The organism is Lacticaseibacillus salsurivasis (genome assembly GCF_036246225.1).
GTDB classification, from domain to species: Bacteria; Bacillota; Bacilli; order Lactobacillales; family Lactobacillaceae; genus Lacticaseibacillus; species Lacticaseibacillus salsurivasis.
This window is the reverse complement of sequence record NZ_BTTP01000005.1, coordinates 44,107-63,959: the sequence shown is the minus strand read 5'-3', so window position 1 is coordinate 63,959 and position 19,853 is coordinate 44,107. Positions and strand designations below refer to the sequence as shown.

The window sequence follows — 19,853 nt, the reverse complement described above, 5'->3', positions numbered from 1 at the left end:
CCGGCTTGGGGTTAAAAGGTCTTCATTTGATTAAGCGGCCAATACCGCCATTTGACGACCCCGTAGATATCGCTGCGTTTCACAAAGCCGAACTTGCGACTGTCGTAAGACACTGGTCGATTGTCGCCGAGCACAAAGTAACTTCCTTTCGGCACTCGCGCTGTCTGGGTGGCCTTAAGCGTGGCGAGGCTGAAGTTCGGCGTAAAATGCTGGCCGCTGGTCACCGCGCCGTTTTGCACTTCAGACAGCTGCAGACTCTTGACCATGAAACTCGTTTTCAAATAAGGCTGGGCCGTGCGCTTGCCATTGATGTACAGTTGATCATTTTTGACGCTCACGGTATCACCAGGCAGGCCTATCACCCGCTTAATATACTGTTCATCGGCCTGCATCGGACTTTTCAAGGTGACGATGGCATTGCGTTTGATGCTGGTTTGGGTCGCAACCACTAGGCGGTCCCCGTTCTTCAATGTGGGCTGCATCGAGTTGCCGGCCACTTGGTCATTGCTCAAAAACAAGCCGAGCACCATTTTGACGCCAAAGACCACGGCCATAATCACCACCACGGTCCCCAGCCAGCGGAGTACGCGCCAGAGCAGCTGCCATTGGTTAGACTGGGGTGCGCTCATCTTGACCTCCTGCCAACTCTGCGGCTTGCGCATCTTCCTTCTGCCGGATCTTGCGCATAGTGCGAATGTACATATTCACCAGAACAAACACCGAGCCGGCCCAGGCCAGCGGGTTAGCCATCGCCGCCCCGGTAAAGCCGAGGTGCGACACCAGAATAATGCCGGCAAACGCCCGCATCATCAGCTCAAACAAGCCGGCAACGGTCGGCACCAAGGTATGGCCCAGCCCCTGCAGTAAATTACGCATGGTAAAGAGAATGGCCAGTAGCCAGTACATGCTGGCATTGAAGTGGAAATAGGTCTGAGCCAGCGCGGTAACGGCAGGCTGATTCGGGCCCAAGAACAGGTTGACCAGTGGCTTGGAGAAGACAATAATCAACGCCCCGAACACCGCCGAAATGCCGACGTTCAGCAGCAAGGTCTGATGCACCCCGCGCCGAATCCGGCCATACTCGCGGGCCCCTAAGTTCTGGGCGGCGTATGTGGCCATCGTCACCCCAAACGAAGACGCGGGCAGCGTGGCAATTTGATCAATCCGGCCAGCGGCAGTGTAAGCCGCCACGGCATCGGTGCCCAGCGTATTGAGCATGACCTGGAGAATAATCGAGCCAATGGCAATGATAGACATGGAAAAGCCCATCGGCATCCCCACGACGACGTGATGCTTAATAGCAGCCCAATCGATGACTAGGTCTTCTTTGTGAATGTTAAGGAGCGGAATGCGGCGCTTAATATACCACCAACACAGCAACGCCGAAATCACTTGCGCGGTGACAGTTGCCCAGCCGGCGCCGGCGACACCCATGTGGAAGCCGAGGATGAAGGTGAATTCCAGAATGATGTTGATGACTGTCGCGATAATCAAAAAAATCAGCGGCGTGCGTGAATCGCCCAATGCCCGCATCATGTTGGATAACAGGTTAAACGCCATCGAGGCAAAAATCCCATAGAAAATCACGCGCACAAAGGCAATCGAGTCTTCCAGGATGGCCGGCGGCGTTTGCATCAGGACCAGCATCGGCCGCGTCATCGCCACCGCTACAATGGTCAGGACCAAGGCAATGGCGGCTGAAATCCAGACGCTGGTGCCAAAACTCTTGCGCACCCCGCGTTCATCCCGCGCGCCATACGCTTGCGCGGTCAGCACGGACAAGCCGGCGGTTAACCCTTGGGCGAACCCGATAATCAAAAAATTGATACTGCTGGTGGCGCCGACTGCGGCCAGCGCGTCTTTACCAATCGTCCGCCCAACAATCAGCGCATCCATGAAACTATACAGCTGCTGAAAGAGGTTCCCAATCAAAAGCGGGATCGTGAAGAAAAATACCAGCTTCAGGGGATTGCCCTTCGTCAAAGTCCGCATGCTACAACCTACCTCGTCTTCAATATCTTGCCCCACTCTATCACAAATGCCTACCGTTTAGGCGTCATTTTCGCAAAGAAACCCCGCAACTTTTCCCGGCTGGTGAAGCAGCTTAAAAAGGCGCCGCTCTCGCCGCCAATGCGGATGGAAGCGGTGCCTTGTTCAATTGTCCCTAAGCAGGTTGACCGGCGTGGGCCACCAGAAAATCGCCGAGGTGGTCCGCAATTTGCCGCATGCCAGTCGCCGTGGGATGCAGCAAGTCTGAACTCAAGTCAGTTTCATCCCCAAGCAGGTCCAAGCCACTGATGTAGGGCAACTTACCAGCGGTTTCCGCTTTGACGATTTGCCGAAATTGCGCCACTTTGCCAGGATCGGCCGGATAATCGGTGACCACCATATCCGTGGCCACAACCGGCCGCGGATCGGCGGCGAAGGGCGCGATAAAGCGGCGGACCCGCGCTCGAAACTCAGCTGGCGAAAAAGCGCCAAGCATGTTGATGCCCATGGCCAGCGACGCCAAGTGCCAATCTGAGCGGCTGACCAAGTAATCGGCCACCGCCGGTTCGAGCCACGCCGATCCGGGAAAACCAAAGTTCAACAGATCCGTCCCCAGCCGATCCGCAATCAGCTGCGGATACGTTGCCATGGGATTCAGCGCCAGCGAACCATGCGTGATGGAAGAACCATAAGCTAGGTACGTGCGCGGCGGCAGCTGCTGGGGCGCCGGCAACGCCACCGCTCCTTCAACCCGATAGTAGTAGTTGCGACAGTACGGCAGGCAGACGCGCACGACGGCTGGATCAAAAGCCAGATGTTTGGCCTGGGCGAGGGCTTGCAGCCGCACCAGGTTTGCCGGCTGGGCAATCGTGATGGTGGTCGGTTTGGTCGTTAGAATGCGAGTTGAAGCGGTCCAAGTGCCGGGAAAAGTCCCGAAGCGCAGATAGGCGATTTGTGCTTCCGCTGCCGCCTCCACCGCCAAGGTCAACTTCACTTCCGGCGCTTGCATGACAAACCGCAGCTCGACGCCTGACGCATCCGAGGAGGTATGTGTCGCCGGTTCGTCGACTTGGGCGCGCTCCGCGGCCGGCAGTCGATCCAGTAGCGGCCCGGCTGGCGTGGCGCGAATTAACGCCACGTTATGAAAATCAATCCCATCCTGCTGCAAGTTAGCCCTCCTTGGCCACCACGACTTGATACGGGTTCAGCGCCAAGGTGCCACTGAGCGCTGCGCCAGTTTCAGCATCGACCAGCGCTTGTTTCAGGGTCACGGTTTGTGCTTGCTCGCTAAAGTTCATGATGAAAACAAAGGTCCCGGCTTCACCTTGACGGGTTTGAATCGATACGGCGGCATTAGGCGCTGCCAACTGCTCGCTCATCAGGGCCTGCACCACTGGCAGCCCAGCATACAGCTTATTCAGCAAATCGCGGTCGGTGCGCGGCCCGATATAGTACGCGTGACCGGCGCCGTAGTCGTTTTGAGTTACGGCGGCAGTACCGGCATAAAAGTCGTTTTCATACTGACCCAACACTTGCGCGGCTTTAGCCGTGATTAGCTGATTGTAATCATGCGTTTCAAACGTTTGGCCGGCAAAGCTGACGTGATTGTGCTCACCAGGGTAAACCGAGTCAAACTCACCCAGCGCTATGCCAAAGGTTTCTTGTAGCGGCTGAGGCCAGCCGCCAAGGTAAACGGAGTCATGTTCATCGACAATGCCGGTGAAGTATGAGGAGACCAGCGTGCCGCCCTGTTTGACATAAGCCTGCAGGCGCGCCATTAATTCTGGCCGCATCAGGTACAGCATCGGGGCAATCACCAAATCGTACTGACTGAAATCGTGATCCACCGGCTGAACCGCTACCGGAATGTCATGCTGCCAGAAGAAGTTGTAATGATCTTCCAAAGTCTGGAAGTAACGCTTGCGATCGCGGCCGAACGCCGCTTCCCGATTTTGCGCCCACAGGACATCCCAGTCGAACAAAATGGCCACATGCGGCTGGCGCGTGGTGCGGCGTAATCCTTTAAGTTGGGTCAGGCGTTCACCATAGGCCGCCACTTCCTTAAACACCCGGGTGTCGCCGGTGCCATCATGACCGATCACGGCACCATGGAACTTTTCCGAATTTGCCCGGGAAGCGTGAATTTGGAAGTATAAGGAGCCCTCAGAGCCATGCGCAAGCTGCTGGAACGACGCCAAGGCGTGCACCCCTGGCCGCTTCAACTTCGCGACTGGGGTATTCACCCGCGAAGGCGCGGATTCCATCACCAAAAACGGCTGGCTTTTCAATCCATAAAAAGTGTCATGGACGAACGCCGTTTTCATCGCGGTTTCGGCGAGCGGTTCAAAATTGTTGTTCCACTGCGGATAACTGTCCCAAGACACCACATCGACATGCTTGGCAAACGCGCCATAGTCAATGCCCTCTAGCGGAATGAAATCCCCATTCGGGCCTTCTGCCATGAAGTTAGTCGTCACCGGAATGGCTGGGTTCACCGCCCGCAGCGGCTTCACTTCGGCATCGAAAAAGTCGATGGTCATCGCCGTGTTGAACCGGTGCCAGTCCAGTGCCACGCCATGCACTTTACTGGAGCCCAGTTCACTAGGCACTTTGATTTGCGTCCAGTCGGTATAGGTCCCACCCCAAAAGCTCATTAGCCAGGCATCGTTCAAGGCCTTGAGGGTGTGATACTTGGCCTGTAGCCACTGCTGCCAGTTCGCCTGACACAAGTCGCAAAAGCAGGTGCCAGAGTATTCGTTGGACACATGCCACATCGCCAGCGCCGGATTGTGGCCGTAGCGCTCGGCCAGCTTGGTATTGATGATGCGGACCTTTTCCCGGTACACCGGGCTGGAAAAACAGTGATCATGGCGGAATCCATGGGTGTGGCGCTGCAGGCGCTCATCGACCCGGTTCACCTCTGGATACTTTTCACTGAGCCACTGCGGCCGCGCCCCACTTGGGGTGGCCAAAATCACATTGCCACCCATTTGGTTCACCCGGTCAAAAATGTCATCCAGCCAGCCAAAGTCAAAGTGGCCTTCCTCCGGTTCCAGCGCCGACCAAGCGAAGACGCCTAAGGTCAGCGTGTTGATCTGCGCTTTTTTCATCAGCGCAAAATCTTTTTCAATTACCTCTGGATAATCCAGCCATTGGTCGGGGTTGTAATCGCCGCCATGCAGCAAGCGTTCATCAACATTGAAGTTCACGAGTCTTTCCTCCTATCAGCAGGCAGTCCGCGCCGCCTTATTCACAAAAGGGGATGTGATGGCATCACATCCCCATTATATGGCATCCGGCAGCGATTAAAGGGCCTGCAGATGCAACAAACATGATTGATAGTCACCTTTGAGCGTGGCGGTATCGGGGTTTACCCCATTGAACTGCACCGGCAGCGGCAAGCCGACATGCTTTAGCACACTGCCGCTGATGGGCACGCTTTGGCCTTCGACTTGGTACTGCTGCTCGCCGTTCAAAAATGGCAAGGCTAACCGGTCTGACACCGTCTTACCGGGGGTGGCTAACAGCCGGTAGAAGCCCACCAGCGCTTCTGTGCGTTCAGCATTCACCACTGCCCAGGCAAACTCATTCGGATCCGTCCCAGTTGGTGGCAGCAATTCGAACTGGCCATGCAAAATCAATTCCTGGTTTTGCCGGTACTGGACGATTTGCTGCTTGAGCGCTGCCAGTGTGGCTGGCGTTAGCTTGGTGAGATCCAGCTCATAGCCCAGCACGCCGAACGTCGCCACGTTGTAACGCATGGCCAGCGGCGTGGTGCGACCCACCTGATCATTGGGCACCTTGGTGAGATGATTACTCATCGCACTCAGCGGATAGCCCAGACTGGTGCCGAACTGAATCCGCAGGCGTTCAACCGCATCACTGTCATCAGAGACCCAGATTTGCGGCGAATAGAACAGAATCCCAAGGTCAAAGCGGCCGCCGCCACCGGCACAGCCTTCGATCAGCACATCCGGATAAGCGGTCAACAATTTCGCATACAAGGCATAAACGCCTTGAATATACCGGTGGAAAAATTCCCCTTGCGGACGTTCCACTTGCGCGAGGTAAGCCGAATAAGCTTCGGTAATATCGCGGTTCATGTCCCATTTGATGTAATCCAGCTGCGTTTCATCAATCACGCGCCGCATCTGGTCAAACAGGTTCTCCACCACCGCCGGGTTGGCGAAGTCGAGCACATACTGATGGCGACCAACCGAGCGCCGCCCGCGGCTTGGACCCACGACCCAATCAGGATGCGCCTTGATCAGCGCACTGTTCGGGGAAACCATTTCCGGCTCAAACCACAGCCCAAACTGCAGGCCTTTAGCATGAATGGCTTGAGCAAAAGCGCCTAACCCATCTGGAAACTTGCGGCGATCCACTTGCCAGTCGCCCAGCGACGAATTGTCTGTATCACGATTACCAAACCAGCCGTCATCCAGCACGAAGCAGTCGACACCGATTTGTTTGCCTTGATCCGCTAACTTCAGCAAGACCTTAGGATCCAAATTGAAGTACGCCGCTTCCCAGCTGTTCAGTACCACTGGCCGCGGCCGGTGCTGCCAGTGCGGCGCAATGATATGCTGATTGGCAAATTGCGCCGCTTGTTGCGCCAAGCCATTCAGCCCATCAGCCGAGTACAGAAGCACCGCTTCGGGTGAGGTAAACGCCGTCTCAGGATCCAACTGCCATTCAAATTGCTCAGGATGAATTCCCGTGGTCAGCCGGGTCTGGTGCCACTCATTGACTTCAGCGCTGGCCTGGAAGTTACCGGAATAAATCAGATTAGCCCCATAAGCCTCACCATGCCGCAACGTGGCGTCAGTGGCCACCAATGCGACAAAGGGATTCTGTTGGTGACTGGAAGCCCCATGCAACGATTCCACACTGGCAATGCCATGCGCCAGCGATTGGGTTTGCACCTGTCGCTCGCGGGCCCAGTTGCCCGACAAATGCAGAAACTCATAATCAGCGGTGGGCAAATCCAAGGTGGCACTCAGGCACCGCTCCAGCAGATAAGACTGCTGGGCGTGGTTGGTCACCGTCACCGACCGCACGACCGCGGCGGCATCAGAAAACAGCGTGTAATGCAGCACCGCCTCCACTTGCCAGGTACTATCTTTCACTGTCAAGTTCAGGCAATCAGCCTGATCGCCAAACGCGCCTGGGGTGGTCAACACCCGGGGTTTGCTGCTAGCGGTGGTATAACTTTGATACTTGAGATCAAGGTACAACGGCGCCCCATCAGCTTTGAGGCCGAGGCTGCCCTGCCGATAATCAGTGGAGCCATAAACTGGCAGTTCTTGCTGCTGATCAGCCAAACTGAATTGGTGATCGTCAGCACTGAACTTGACCGTGCCGGCGGATTTGCTCACCGGGGCCACCAAGGCTTCAAGTTGCGCTCGATCCAGGGTCAGTTTTGGGCCAAAGTACACGTGGCCTAACTGACCATTGGGCATCACCGCGATAATATAGCTGACGCGGTCGTTACTTAAGTGGAAAAACTTCTCATCAATGACTTGCAGTGCCGTTAGACTCACCTACTTTACTCAGAGCGGCAGTTTCTTCAATCCACTGCAGCCGTTTTTTGATATTGCGCCGGTAAAACAGCGTGTAAACCCAGCCAACCATCCAAAAACTGTTGGTAAAATTTTTCTTGTTAAAGGTATTGGTTTCACTGTAAGTGACTTTGGTGCCTTCAGCCGCTGGCGCCAGCTGATAGGTGGTCACAATTCGACCAGCGGCATAGGTCACCTCGGTTTCAAACACGCGGTCAGCCTCTAGCTGCGTCACGGTCATGGTCGCGGCGACCGGCATTTGATCAGTTTTGGTGTGCAGCGTAGTCGCAACGGAAGTCCCAACCGCCAGCTCCTGAATGCCGGCGTTGCGGTCTTTGAAGTATGCCAGCTGCGACGCCACAATCGTCTGATACACGGCAACGCTAGGCTGCGCCATGGTATAGGCGACCGTCATTGTTTTGGCCATGTTGGTCCCTCCAGTCTAATCATCGATTACTGCGCCGAAGTTTCGGTTTGCGTTTCGGCTGCTTGCGCTTTTTCTTCATTCAGGTATTGCTTGTCCAAAACCTTGAGGAATGGGAACCAGATCACGAAGTACAACACAAACATCACAATCTGCAATGCCGCACCACGCCAGGAACCGGTAGCAAGCCAGCCTTGAAGAATGATTGGGGTGGACCAAACAACCGTCGCGCCAGTTGGGTATGGCACCAGACCAGAAGCAAAAGCAAAGTAGCTGACACTAGCAACAATGATTGGCGACAAAATCCAAGGAATAAAGATGGTTGGGTTCAAGACCATTGGGACCCCGAAAGTCATCGGTTCACTGATGTTGAAGACCGATGGCACCGCCGTGAGCTCCATGGTGTGCTTCAGCCGTGAGGACTTGGCAATGTACAAACCAGCCAAGGAAATCGCCAAAATCATCCCAGTGGTTTCAAAACTGCCGGCAAACGTCGAGCAGATGATGTTAGGAATGGATTTACCTGCTTGGTAAGCATTGTAGTTTTGGATATCCAAAGCGGCATAAATAGGCGAAACCACTGAGTTAACCAGCAAAGTGCCGTGAATCCCGAACCACCAGAGGAATTGGGAGAAGAACAAAACCACAATCGTCGCTGGCAGCGTTGCGCCTAAACCTTGAATTGGCACTTGCAAGACATCATAAATGAAGTCAAAGGCATTGCCCCAGGCGGTGAAGGTGAACAACCAGCGAATAAAGGTGAACGTCAGCAGCGAAGCAGCACCAGGGATAACCGCGATAAAGGACTGCGCGATTGCCGGTGGTACGGATTCTGGCATCTTAATCGTGATGTTGGCGTTTTCAAGTTTGGAGTAAATAATTGTGGCAAAAATCCCGGTCAGCAAAGCCACAAACATGCCTTTGGAACCAAGCAAATTGATGTCAATGTAGGAACCGTTCTTATTGGACATAATTGGGAGTAACATAACAAAGGCGGACATTGCGATCCCACCAGCATACAGCTGAGTGGCATGGTATTGACCAGCCAACGCATAAGCAACCCCGAAGACAACAAACAGTGAGGTAATATTCATCGTCGCGTTAGAAACCGGGCCGAGGAAATTGTTCAAAAAGTCGGTGACCGGCTGCGGCATGTACTTGGCAAAGCCGAAAGTCGTTGGCAAGTTCTGGATGATGATCATGATGGAAGCAAACATGGTCGCTGGGAACGCAACCATGAAGCCATCACGGATACTCATGAGGAACTTATTTTGAGAGAATTTGGTTGCCAGTGGCAGCACTTTCTCGTTCATGGTGTCTTGTAAACTCATGTGATCCACCCCTCCTTGGGTTGATAATAGCAATAAAATGAATTTTGTAAATCGGTTTACAAGAGTTATGATAACTGCGTGTAAGCCCTAACAAAATAGCAGAATGTTGAGGTAACCTGTCCAAATGTCGACAAATGACGAAAACCACCGCGTTGATGATTTCTCCAGTCTCAATCGCAACGCTAATCTTGATATCAATGTTTATACTTGCGGCACAGAGCGCTGCGAGCCAGATCACTCATATGGCCCCACCGTGCGTAGCGGCTACATGCTGTACTTCGTCTTGGCTGGTGAAGGCAGCTACACGGTGCGCAACCACTTCTATGCCTTGAAACCTGGTCAGGGCTTTATTATCGAACCCCACACCCTCATTCGGTTTGAAGCGGATCATCGTCAGCCTTGGACCTACCTCTGGATTGGCTTTTCCGGCCGGGCCGCTGAGCGCTATGTGCAAACCACCGCGCTGGATAACAGCAACCCTACCTTCAGTTTTAACCCTGATGGTCCGGTGATCCATGCGGCGCAGGCGGTGATTGCCGCCTCCCATACCAGTCGCAATCGAAATCTCTTGATGACGGGCCGCCTGTATGAATTCCTGTATCAGCTGAGCTCCACCTACCCCAGTCTCGCGGTGCGCACCAATCTGGACCAAAAAGAAGCCTTGGAATCAGCCCTGTTTTACATCACCAATAACTATGGTGAAGCCATCTCGGTCAGTGAAATTGCCGATTCGCTGCACATCGACCGCACTTACCTGCACCGCCTGTTCGTTAAGCATGTCGGCCAGTCGCCGCAGCAATACATCAAAACCTACCGCATGCAGCACGCTACGCAGCTCCTCACCGAAAGCGACTACCCCATCGGCGTCATCGCCCATGCGGTGGGGTATCAGAATCCCTTTTCATTCTCAAAAGCTTTCAGTCAGGAAACCGGTATGTCGCCGCGCGCTTACCGCAAGCAGCATCAATCAGCCGAATAATTGGAATCAAATAGGCTCGAACGCCTTCTGCGTTCGAGCCCGTCTTTGTTTCAGCTTACGATTAGATGCCGGCACCGCCACCACCAGAGGAGCCGCCGCCGAAACCACCGCCGGAGCCCCCACCGAAGCCGCCACCGCCAAAACCGCCACCGCCGCCGAAGCCGGAGCCACCGCCCCAACGGCCGCCGCGATTGTTGCTGGAAAATAGCGCATCGAGCAGGACCCACAGCCAGAAGCCAGAGCCACCGCCGCCGCGCCCGCCACGATTATTGCCCCCGAACAGCAAGGCAATCACCGCCAGCACGATGAAAATCGTAATCAGCGTGACGAGAATGCCGCCACCGCCACTGTCATTATCGGTTTCGTCTTCGTTTTGATAGCGGGCCAGCTGACTACTGGACAAGGTGTTGCTATCTTTGGGAAATTTGTACTTCTTGTCGATGACCGTGGCCACTGCGTTGAAGACTTTCCGCAGGCCGGCGTTGATCTTCGCCGGGTCCTTGGCCTTGATGGCCGCCTTGTTTTGCTGGAGGATTTGCCCGGCTAAGGCATCTGGCAGGACGCCTTCAAGGCCATAACCGACTTCAATGAACAGATTTTGCTGGCCATCGTTGTCGGCGTACACCAACAGCACCCCGTTATCCTTGCCTTTTTGGCCGACGCCCCAGCGACTGAAGAGTTCAGGCGCATACTCGCCAAGGTCTTGGCCATCCGAAGATTTAATCACTGCCACCGCAATCGCTGGATTTTGCTTGGTCGCTTCGTAGGTGTGGTTTTTCTGATCAATCAACTCGCGAGTCGATGAATCCAGCAGATTCAGCTGGTCCACATAGTAATGCCCGTTCGTTGGGGCCGCTGGATATGCGGCTGCTTGGACTGGACTGGCGTGCCCAAATAGCAGCACCAGTGGCAGAAGGAACCAAAGCCACCGTTTTTTCATGGCAAGCCTCTAATCGAGATTGACGGTTGGAACCTTTTCGGCGCCAGGGTCGGCCTTAAAGGTCGCCTTTTGCCCCAGTCCCATCATGTTGGCAAACAGATTCTTCGGGAAGGTCACGACCGCTTGGTTGTAGTCGCGGACATCTTCGATGTAGCGTTTGCGCTCAACAGAGATGCGATTTTCGCTGCCTTCCAGTTGGGTCATCAAGGTCTGCACATTGCTGTTACTCTTCAGATCAGGATAGTCTTCGTTAATCGCTGACAGCAAGGTGCCCACGCTGGTATTGATTTGGGCATCGGCCTGCGCCTTTTTGGTGGTGCTGGTGGCCTTGTTGTAGTTCTCGCGAGCCTGGGCGATCGCAGTGAAGATCTTCTCTTCATGCTTCATGGAACCCTTAACAGCGTTGACCAGGTTCGGCACCAAATCAGCGCGCCGCTGCATCACGTTTTCGACCTGACTCCACTGCGCTTCCACCGCTTGGTTTTCGCGTTGCAAAGAGTTATAGGTGCTGATGCTGTAGATACCGATAATCACCGCCACAATGCCGATCACAATCCCCGTAATGGCCACTGGGCTGAGTTTTTTCTTGTCCATAATTGATCTCCTTCATGGCCGAAGCAAGCTTCAACCGTCCTCATTAAAATGGGCTGATACCCTAAGTCTATCATGTTTCGACCAAGGAGCATCAGCCCTAAGCAGGATGTTTATCGCCGGGAATAATCCTGCACATTTATTTATTTAAAATAGTTGAACCCGATGGCATCACGCACTTCGGTCAAGGTTTGGTTCGCCACTTCATTGGCATGCTTGGTACCAGCAATCAACATATCAGCGACCGCATCCATGTCCTTAGCGTATTCTTCCCGCCGCGCCCGAATTGGGGCCAAGGTTGCTTCCATGACCTCATTCAAATAGCGCTTGATCTTCACATCGCCTAAGCCGCCATGTTCGTACTGCGCTTTAAGCTCAGCCACTTTGGCTTTATCCGGATCAAAAACATCCAGGTAAGTGAAGACCACGTTGCCTTCGACCTTGCCCGGATCTTGAACGTGAATGTGATCCGGGTCGGTGTACATGCTCATGATTTTCTTTTGCACGGTATCGGCGTCATCGGCCAAGTAAATACCGTTGTTCAGCGACTTGCTCATTTTGGCGTTGCCATCGATGCCAGGCAGGCGGCCGAGGCCCTTAGGCGGGAAATAGCCTTCTGGTTCTACCAGGACGTCTTTTTGGTAGGTACGGTTGAAGGTGCGCACGATTTCACGCGTTTGTTCCAGCATCGGTTCTTGATCATCACCGACTGGTACCGTGTCAGCCTTAAACGCTGTGATATCGGCAGCCTGACTTACCGGATAAATCAAAAAGCCAGCCGGGACGGATTCACCAAACGCTTTTTGCTTGATTTCAGTTTTGACCGTTGGATTGCGATTCAAACGGGAAACCGACACTAGGTCCAAGTAATACATCGTCAGTTCGGTTAAAGCTGGCACGCCGCTTTGCACCAAAATCGTGGACTTGGCGGGATCAATCCCCACCGCCAAATAGTCTAGGGCCACTTCCATCAGGGAGTGGCGGATTTTCTCAGGGTTGCGAGCGTTGTCGGTCAGCGCCTGGGTGTCCGCAATCATGATGAAGGTATTGTAATCACCGGAGTTTTGTAGTGCTACGCGGTTCTTCAAGCTGCCAATGTAATGGCCAATGTGCAAGCGGCCGGTTGGGCGATCGCCTGTTAAAATCACTTTTTTTGTCATGTTAACCTCCTAAAAATAAAAAGCCGTCCTATGTTGAAATCAACATAGGACGGCTGATGCGCGGTACCACCTAACTTCATCCAAAAACTGGATGCTCTCGTTGGCTTAAGGCGCACCCACCGAGCGTCTTGTGTGAGCCAATTCACTCACCCCCGTGGTCGTCTTTCCAGTTTCGACGGCTTCCTGCACACGCTTGGGTTAGCTACTCATCACACGCATTGACGCGAATATACCTTGATGATAGCTAAGGCGGTCTTGAAAGTCAATTACAGCCCGCGGCTCTGGGACATAAAAGGGCCGGGCAGGGCAGCCTCCGCAGTAAGGGGCTGGAACGGGGTGGCCAGCGCTTTGAGCCTCGCCCTGCGAGTCTCAAAGTCGCGGCTTGTTCTAAGCCAGTTAAGCCCACTGGCTAAGAACAATTTCACCCCTGAGCCCCTTGCTGCTCCGGCTGCCCTGCCCTACATCGATGGCGTACTGAACGATCCATTTACCCGACAACAATAGCTCAAGCAGCAGACTCGACGGCTTTAATCCCGCCCAGCCGAGCCTGTCGTTATAGTAAATAGCTCAAATCGCTGGCTTCGCTTGGGTAAGCAAAGATCATGGCGTTGACGGCTTCTGCGGTTAAGTGCTGATTAATCGCGACGGTAAGAACGTTGATCAGGTCCTCCGCGCTGCTGGAAACCACCACGGCGCCGACCACTTCATCGGTGGCTTTCGCCTTGATGATGGTGACGCTGGCATGGGGCTCCAAGGTACGGTTATAAGTGTACCAGTGGGTCACGTCCTGGGTGTTGACGGTATAGTAGTCGGGCGCGGCTTTAGCTTCGGCTTCGCTCAGCCCAACTTGGGCCACTTCCAAAGCGCCATACACCGTAACCGGGATGGCTGGGTAGCTAATAGGCTCGGTGTCACCAAGAATTTGGGCCGCGACATAGCGTCCTTCATAACCGGCGACTGGCGTGAGCTTCGGCTGGTTTTTCGCCACCACATCCCCAATGGCGTAAACATGAGGATTACTGGTTTGCAGGTGGTCGTTGACCAGGATACCTTGTGGCGTGGCCCGGATCCGGCCACGATTGAGCATCAGCTGGTCATCTGGGCGCCGGCCCATCGCAGCAAAGACTTGCTGCACATCAATCGTAAAGTCCGGGGCCATCAGCCGCACGCCGTTGCCTAGCGGTTCGATGGCATCCAAGGTAACATTCTTGTGAAAATAAACATGGCCGGTTTCCATTTCGGTTTCCAAAGCGGTCACCGCCGCGGCTGGAAAGGCGCGCAAGGCGCGGTCGCCGTGCATGATGATATGCACTTCCGCCCCCGCGGACGCAGCAATGTTAGCCAGTTCCATGCCCACATAGCCGGCCCCGATGAAGGCAATTTTTTGCGGCATTTGCGGCATTTCGAGAAAATCACGACTGGTTTGCACTAAGCTACTGCCAGGCACATTGGGCAGCACTGGCTGCAAGCCAGTGGCAATAATAATGTCAGCACCCCAAAAGGACTGCTCGCCCACCACAATGGTTTGTTCATCGACAAAATGCGCTTCACCATCAACGACAGCAATGCGTTGATCAACCAACCCGGCACGGGTCCCGGTGGGCACGGTTTCGGTGTAGCTGGTTTTAAAGGCCATCAGGTTGGGCCAGTTGATGTCGGGAATGCCGACGAGGCCCGCCCGCGTCATGCGCGCGGCGCGCTTTTTGGCCTGCACCGCACTATACAGCATTTTCTTGGGGTCACAGCCGTAATTGGGGCAGGTGCCGCCCCATAAGTCGCGCTCCACCACTAGCACCCGTTTGCCGCCAGCAGCCAAAGGATACGCCGCGGCCAAGCCGCCAGGGCCGCCGCCGATAACAATGACATCGTACTTTTCCATAGGATCAAACCTCCTGAAAGTCAGCGTTTTTGATGCGTGAAAGGCGCACACTAGTGGGATCTCACAACTATTTCGCCTTCGCCAGATACCCCAACACTTGCGAGGCATTCAACTTAAAGTTACCCGCTTGCGCCGCCACTGTCACGTGTTTACCCTCGGCCAGTGGCGCTAGCACGACTTGCAGCGGGGTATCTTCGGCATAACTACCTTGCTCGGTGGTCGGGGTGCCAAAACTAGCCAGTTCAAAAATCGGGGTTTCAAGCAGTGCCGGCGCGGCGCCGGCAAAAAAGTCCGACACGAAACTGGTGGCGGGGTTAGCGGCAATTTCTTCTGGCGTGGCCACTTGCAGCAGCTTGCCGGACCGCATCACCGCAATCCGATCGCCCAGCTTCATGGCTTCATTCATGTCATGCGTGACGAAGACAATGGTGGTTTTGAGTTTGCGATGCAGCCGTAACACCATGTCTTGTAAGCTGGTGCGGGAAATGGGATCCAGCGCCGAGAATGGTTCATCCATCAGCACCATCGGCGGTTTGGAAGCCAGCGCCCGGCAAATCCCGACGCGTTGCTGTTCACCACCGGACAATTCATCTGGCATGCGGTCGCGATATTTCTCCGGGGCGAGGTCGACTGCCTCGAGCATCTCATCCACTCGCTGCTTGATTTGATCTTTCGGCCAGTGTTTCATCTGCGGAATAAGCGCAATATTGGCCCCCACGGTCATATTCGGAAACAGAGCAATCTGTTGCAAGACATAGCCAATGTTCCACCGTAAGTCCCGTAAATCAGTATCAATCAGGCGCTTATCGTTGAAGTAAATATCGCCATCGGTGGGCTCAATCAGGCGGTTGATCATTTTCAAAGTGGTGGTTTTCCCAGAACCAGAGGCCCCGACCAGCACGAACAGCTCCCCTTCGCCAATCGTCAAGGACAAGTCCTCAACCACGGCGCGGCCATCGTAGCGCTTGGTGACATGGTCAAATTTTAAGACGTTCATCAGCGCGCCTCCTTGAGCAAGCCATGAGCCTTCAGGTAAGCTTTAGCCACTTTGGCCGCACTTTGCCCTTTCACATTGACTTGGTAGTTCATTTCCTGCATTTCCGGTTCCGTGATGCGATTAGCCAATTGATTCAAGGCTTTGACCACTTGCGGATGCGCTTGGGCAAAATCTTGACGCATCAGCGGCGCACCGCGATACACCGGAAACAGATGCTTGTCGTCTTGTAGCGCCAGCAGGTGATACTGACGGATTTGCGAATCGGTTGAGTAGCCATCGGTGACTTGCACCTGACCGCCATCCAGCGCCTGGTACCGCAGCGAGGCATCGAGGGTCTGCACGTTAAAGGTCAAGCCATACAAGCTCTGGATGCCTTTGTACCCGTCTTGCCGGGCGTTGAATTCCAAATCAAAGCCGGCTTTGAGCGGCGTGGCAAACTGACTGAGCTGCGATAATTTGGTGATCTGGTGAGCCTTAGCAAAATCCTGCTTCACCACCACGGCATAAGTATTATTGTATTTCATCGGTTTGCCCATGGTCAGTTGTTGCTGGTTAAGCAGCTTTTCCGCTATCGGGTAGCTGTCGGCGCCATTGGCAATGGCCTGATTTTGCTTGGCTGTTGGTTTCACCAAACTGGTGACCACGGTACCGGTAAATTCAGGATAGACATCAATTTTCTTACTCTTCAACGCATTAAAAAGAAAGCTAGTTTGGCCAAAATTAGGCTTCAGGCTGACTTTGACCTTGGCGTCCGTTTGTTCAATCAATTGCTTGTACATATTGATCAAAATCTCAGGCTCACTGCCGAGCTTGCCGGCCACGATAATGGTTTCCGGTTGCGGGGCAACCGCCTGATACACGGCAGTGCCGCCAAAAGCCAACGCTAAGGCCGCCAGTACGCCCACCGACACCCGCCACGGCCATTTTTGCAGCCGCGCGATGAACCAGGAAAACACTAGCGCGAGCAGCGCTGCAGCAATCGCGCCGAGCAGCGTCAACGTCGTGTCATTACGGTTGATACCAAGCAAAATAAACGTGCCCAGACCACCGCCGCCGACCAACGCCGCCAGGGTGGCGGTGCCGATAATCAGTACGGTGGCGGTACGAATGCCGCCGATAATCACCGGCATCGCCAGTGGGAGCTGCACCTTCACCAACTTCAGCGGCTTCGACATCCCAAAGGCATCCGCCGCCTCGGTGTAGGCCGGATCGATTTCATGCAGGCCAGTATATGTATTTTGGAAAATCGGCAGCAAGGCGTACACCACCAGCGCAATGATGGCCGGCGCGGTCCCGATACCAACAATGGGAATCAGTAAACCCAGCAGTGCCAGTGAGGGAATGGTTTGCAATACCCCAGTTACTTGTAGCAGCGCCCCGGCAAAACGCGGGTGGTTTTGCGCCCAAATCCCCAACGGCACCGCGATTAATAACGCCAGCAGCAAGGCAATCAGCGACAGCTGAATATGTTCGCCGAGCGCCGCCAGCAGGTCGCCGCGCCGGGTCAGGAAGGTCTCCCATAAGTTCTGCATGTTGCGCCTCCAAGGCTTTTATTGATACTTTAATCATAACATAGCTGACAAATCGTAAGCGAACAGCCGTGCGCTGGTCACTTTACTTTTGTGCGCCGGTGCCCTAAACTAGTAGGACGATTTCACCAAAGGAGGCCTTCGCTGTGCAAAATATGACTCAAGCCGAAGAACAAACCCGGGTGGACTGGGTGCGCAGTCGCATCAAGGCCAGACTGGTTGCCATTGCCGATCAAATCGCCAAGGCCCATGCGGAAACCACCCGCATCGAGCAGGCATACGGCGAAGCCACCCGGGTTAACGTCACCGAAATCGATGACCGAATGGAAACCAACGCCGCCGTCCAGCAGCAGAAAACCATGGTTGCCCGCGCGGTGGAAAACGAAATGATTCTCGCAAGCGAGCAAAAGCGGCTCCGGCTCCTGCAAGACAACCCGTATTTCGGCCGCATCGACATCATTCAGGACGGTCAGCCTGACACTTTATACATCGGCCTGGGCACTTTCATCGACAGCGATGATGAGTTTTTGGTGTACGACTGGCGGGCCCCGATTGCCGCCATTTACTACAACGGCACGCTGGGGCCAGTCACCTACGCTGCCCCTTTCGGCCCCGAAACCGTGCAGCTGGTCAACAAACGCCAGTTCACGATTCAAAACGGCCACATCACCAATATGTTCGATACCGATGAAACCGTCGGCGACGAAATCCTGCAAGCCGTGCTCGGCGCGCAAAGCGACATTTATATGAAGAACATCGTCGCTACGATTCAGCAGGAACAAAACGATATTATCCGCGATACCAGCCATGACTTGCTGGTGGTGCAAGGGGTCGCCGGTTCAGGGAAAACCTCCGCGGTGCTCCAGCGCGTCGCCTACCTGCTGTACCACAGCCAAAGCGGTTTGGACGCCGATCAGATGGTGCTCTTTTCACCCAACCAGCTGTTTGCCAACTACATTTCCGCCGTGCTGCCTAGTTTAGGGGAAAAGAACATGCGCCAGGCCACCTTAGGCGAGTTTTTGGCCAAGCGTTTCTCTGGGTTGCATGTGGAAACCTTGTTCGAACGCTATGAACGCGACTTAAATGGCCTCCCTGCAGCCGCCAAAACCATGCGGCGCTACAAGGAAGACGCCGCCTACTTAACCGCCCTGAAAACTTACGCCAACACACCTGGCCAGATTCCGTACTTTGTCGACATCGTCCTGAACGGTGAGGTGTTCTTCGCCGCCAGTACGATTGCCAAAATCTACGCCAGCCAGCCGGCGCAAGCCACCGCAGCCAACAAGTTTCTCGACACCAAAAACACGCTCATTCGCCGCCTCAAAACCCGCATCAAAATGGCGGTGTACGAAGACTGGGTGCAAGACGCCTTGGGTAGCTTAAGCGATGAGCAGATTCGCGACTTTTTGCAGGACCGCCGCTTTGACACTGGCGAAGACGAGCAGCGTTATATTGCCACCCAGCTCGTCAAGCAGGCCTTCGCCCCGGTATATGACGCCATCTACAATGACTACTTCTTGGATCCGTATGAAGATTACGCGCGCTTCTTGAGCCAGTGCCAAGCGCCGGTGAACACGGCGGTGTGGCAAGAGATGATCACCGCTTACCGCCAAGACTTGGAGCAACACGTCCTGCGCCTCAGCGATGCCGCCCCGATTCTGTACTTGCGTGATTTGATTGCTGGCACTGGCCGTAACCACAATATTCAGTATGTCTTCATCGATGAAATGCAGGATTACAGCATGGCGCAGCTGCGCTATTTGCACTTCGCCTTTCCTAAAGCCAAGCTGACCTTGCTGGGCGATGCCCGCCAGGATGTCTTCAGCAGCGACTATGCGCCGAGTGATTTCAGCCACGACATCAAAACCGTCTTTCCGCGCAGTAGTATGCGGCTCATTGCCTTGAACCGCAGTTATCGGTCCACGCTGCCCATTACCAACTTTGCCAAAGCCTTTCTGCCGGCCAGTGATCACATTCAGGCCTTCAACCGCGACGGTCAAAAGCCGCAGGTGCTCACCCTGCCCCGCACGGACTACCGCAACGGCCTCATCAAGCAGGTGACCCAACTCCTCGCCACCAACACCACGGTAGCGATTTTGACTCGTGATATGCAAACCGCCGAGCAGCTGTTCACGACGCTTCAGCTCGACGTGCCGATTACCCTGCTCTCGCCCAATGACCATCAGATGCAAACCGGCTGTGTGATTTTACCGGTTTACCTGGCCAAAGGGCTGGAATTTGATGCGGTGATTGGCTTTGACGTTTCGGCTGCCACTTACGATCACCCCGGCGACCGCGATACCTTGTACACCCTGGCCTCGCGTGCCTTGCATACCTTGGTGTTAATTAGCTTGGATGCACCGAGTCCGCTGTTAAGTAGCCTTGATCCCAGTTTGTACACGCGTCAGCCGACTGCGCAAATCCACTCGTAACGCAAAGACCGCCATCGTCCAGTTTGGACAATGACGGTCTT

Annotated in this window: 15 protein-coding genes; 2 read left to right on the top strand and 13 right to left on the bottom strand. The window is 54.6% G+C overall.

Translation table 11 applies throughout. The annotated features are described in order from the left end of the window. Nucleotides 1-11 precede the first annotated feature (11 nt). From lepB to AAA927_RS05655, 7 genes are all read right to left on the bottom strand, one after another. Nucleotides 12-629, bottom strand: a complete 618-nt coding sequence (gene lepB / locus AAA927_RS05685) for a signal peptidase I (protein WP_338216516.1) — start codon at nt 627-629, stop codon at nt 12-14. Beyond that, the gene (locus AAA927_RS05680) at nt 610-1,992 is read right to left on the bottom strand and encodes an MATE family efflux transporter (protein WP_338216513.1); all 1,383 of its coding nucleotides are present in this window, start codon (nt 1,990-1,992) and stop codon (nt 610-612) included. The genes lepB and AAA927_RS05680 overlap by 20 nt, the downstream gene beginning before the upstream one ends. 172 nt (nt 1,993-2,164) lie before the next feature. After that, nucleotides 2,165-3,157 (bottom strand): SGNH/GDSL hydrolase family protein, encoded by a 993-nt coding sequence (locus AAA927_RS05675; RefSeq protein ID WP_338216511.1) that lies wholly within the window; start codon nt 3,155-3,157, stop codon nt 2,165-2,167. Nucleotide 3,158: 1 nt separating this feature from the next. Further along, entirely contained in the window at nt 3,159-5,198 is a 2,040-nt protein-coding gene (locus AAA927_RS05670; RefSeq protein ID WP_338216509.1) for a beta-galactosidase, read from the bottom strand. A gap of 96 nt (nt 5,199-5,294) precedes the next feature. After that, nucleotides 5,295-7,532, bottom strand: a complete 2,238-nt coding sequence (locus AAA927_RS05665) for an alpha-galactosidase (RefSeq protein WP_338216507.1) — start codon at nt 7,530-7,532, stop codon at nt 5,295-5,297. After that, nucleotides 7,504-7,977 (bottom strand): DUF3284 domain-containing protein, encoded by a 474-nt coding sequence (locus tag AAA927_RS05660; protein WP_338216505.1) that lies wholly within the window; start codon nt 7,975-7,977, stop codon nt 7,504-7,506. Before AAA927_RS05660 ends, AAA927_RS05665 begins: the two co-directional genes overlap by 29 nt. A gap of 26 nt (nt 7,978-8,003) precedes the next feature. Beyond that, complete coding sequence (locus AAA927_RS05655; RefSeq protein WP_338216503.1) at nt 8,004-9,305, bottom strand: PTS sugar transporter subunit IIC; 1,302 nt, start codon at nt 9,303-9,305, stop codon at nt 8,004-8,006. A gap of 124 nt (nt 9,306-9,429) precedes the next feature. Here AAA927_RS05655 and AAA927_RS05650 point away from each other — a divergent pair, with 124 nt between their 5' ends. Next, nucleotides 9,430-10,284 carry an AraC family transcriptional regulator gene (locus tag AAA927_RS05650; protein WP_338216502.1) on the top strand — a complete coding sequence of 285 codons (855 nt, stop codon included), beginning with the start codon at nt 9,430-9,432 and terminating at the stop codon, nt 10,282-10,284. Between the two features lie 61 nt (nt 10,285-10,345). Here AAA927_RS05650 and AAA927_RS05645 read toward each other — a convergent pair whose 3' ends face one another. From AAA927_RS05645 to AAA927_RS05620, 6 genes are all read right to left on the bottom strand, one after another. After that, on the bottom strand, nt 10,346-11,224 hold the full coding sequence (locus tag AAA927_RS05645; protein ID WP_338216500.1) for a TPM domain-containing protein: 879 nt from the start codon (nt 11,222-11,224) through the stop codon (nt 10,346-10,348). Between the two features lie 9 nt (nt 11,225-11,233). Continuing rightward, a complete protein-coding gene (locus AAA927_RS05640; protein ID WP_125579428.1) occupies nt 11,234-11,818 on the bottom strand; it encodes a LemA family protein in 585 nt (194 codons plus the stop codon). A gap of 140 nt (nt 11,819-11,958) precedes the next feature. Further along, entirely contained in the window at nt 11,959-12,975 is a 1,017-nt protein-coding gene (trpS, locus tag AAA927_RS05635) for a tryptophan--tRNA ligase (RefSeq protein ID WP_338216498.1), read from the bottom strand. 553 nt (nt 12,976-13,528) lie between these two features. Further along, nucleotides 13,529-14,854 carry a dihydrolipoyl dehydrogenase family protein gene (locus AAA927_RS05630; RefSeq protein ID WP_338216496.1) on the bottom strand — a complete coding sequence of 442 codons (1,326 nt, stop codon included), beginning with the start codon at nt 14,852-14,854 and terminating at the stop codon, nt 13,529-13,531. A gap of 67 nt (nt 14,855-14,921) precedes the next feature. Further along, nucleotides 14,922-15,851, bottom strand: coding sequence for an ABC transporter ATP-binding protein (locus tag AAA927_RS05625; protein ID WP_125579425.1), 930 nt, complete (start codon nt 15,849-15,851; stop codon nt 14,922-14,924). Further along, entirely contained in the window at nt 15,851-17,383 is a 1,533-nt protein-coding gene (locus tag AAA927_RS05620; protein WP_338216493.1) for an ABC transporter permease/substrate-binding protein, read from the bottom strand. The genes AAA927_RS05625 and AAA927_RS05620 overlap by 1 nt, the downstream gene beginning before the upstream one ends. Before the next feature lie 143 nt (nt 17,384-17,526). On the opposite strand from AAA927_RS05620, the gene helD reads away from it, so the two are divergent. Continuing rightward, nucleotides 17,527-19,812 (top strand): RNA polymerase recycling motor HelD, encoded by a 2,286-nt coding sequence (gene helD / locus AAA927_RS05615; RefSeq protein WP_338216491.1) that lies wholly within the window; start codon nt 17,527-17,529, stop codon nt 19,810-19,812. Nucleotides 19,813-19,853 lie beyond the last annotated feature (41 nt).

Bases quoted from the DNA above. Each gene is read 5' to 3' on its own strand.
- lepB (WP_338216516.1), bottom strand. From the start codon at position 629: ATGAGCGCACCCCAGTCTAACCAATGGCAGCTGCTCTGGCGCGTACTC.
- AAA927_RS05680 (WP_338216513.1), bottom strand. From the start codon at position 1,992: ATGCGGACTTTGACGAAGGGCAATCCCCTGAAGCTGGTATTTTTCTTC.
- AAA927_RS05660 (WP_338216505.1), bottom strand. From the start codon at position 7,977: ATGGCCAAAACAATGACGGTCGCCTATACCATGGCGCAGCCTAGCGTT.
- AAA927_RS05655 (WP_338216503.1), bottom strand. From the start codon at position 9,305: ATGAGTTTACAAGACACCATGAACGAGAAAGTGCTGCCACTGGCAACC.
- AAA927_RS05650 (WP_338216502.1), top strand. From the start codon at position 9,430: ATGTCGACAAATGACGAAAACCACCGCGTTGATGATTTCTCCAGTCTC.
- AAA927_RS05645 (WP_338216500.1), bottom strand. From the start codon at position 11,224: ATGAAAAAACGGTGGCTTTGGTTCCTTCTGCCACTGGTGCTGCTATTT.
- AAA927_RS05640 (WP_125579428.1), bottom strand. From the start codon at position 11,818: ATGGACAAGAAAAAACTCAGCCCAGTGGCCATTACGGGGATTGTGATC.
- trpS (WP_338216498.1), bottom strand. From the start codon at position 12,975: ATGACAAAAAAAGTGATTTTAACAGGCGATCGCCCAACCGGCCGCTTG.
- AAA927_RS05630 (WP_338216496.1), bottom strand. From the start codon at position 14,854: ATGGAAAAGTACGATGTCATTGTTATCGGCGGCGGCCCTGGCGGCTTG.
- AAA927_RS05625 (WP_125579425.1), bottom strand. From the start codon at position 15,851: ATGAACGTCTTAAAATTTGACCATGTCACCAAGCGCTACGATGGCCGC.
- AAA927_RS05620 (WP_338216493.1), bottom strand. From the start codon at position 17,383: ATGCAGAACTTATGGGAGACCTTCCTGACCCGGCGCGGCGACCTGCTG.